The 289-nt window shown below is 38.1% G+C and carries 1 protein-coding gene; it reads right to left on the bottom strand.

The features are described 5' to 3' along the window. Positions 1 to 289 (bottom strand): nucleoside-diphosphate sugar epimerase/dehydratase (locus tag ACG916_RS21600; RefSeq protein ID WP_419378817.1); only part of this gene is annotated, 289 nt, incomplete at both ends.

Genomic DNA, 289 nt, shown 5'->3' with positions numbered 1-289 from the left:
CTACAGGAGGTACAGGGTCACGTCCCAACAAATCAATAATGTCTACTTCACGAATATCTGCAACTTTAAGCTCACCATCAACAAGTTGCGTAAGACCAGGAAGCTCAGTAATTTTAAGATGTGCAGGCTCTAGCTGTTGAATAATTTCACTTTTACGTACACGGCCCACTGAAGGTAATGCTAATAAAATTTCATCTATTCTATATTTTTCAAAACGTTGCAAAGCTTTCTCTAAAGATAGTACTTTTAAACCGCCTACCATATGGTCGTGTAAAGAGGTATTGTCATC

It is taken from the genome of Acinetobacter legionensis, from assembly GCF_048552295.1.
Classification (GTDB): Bacteria; Pseudomonadota; Gammaproteobacteria; order Pseudomonadales; family Moraxellaceae; genus Acinetobacter.
The sequence above is the reverse complement of the archived record's forward strand: the minus strand, read 5'-3'. Positions and strand labels throughout refer to the sequence as shown.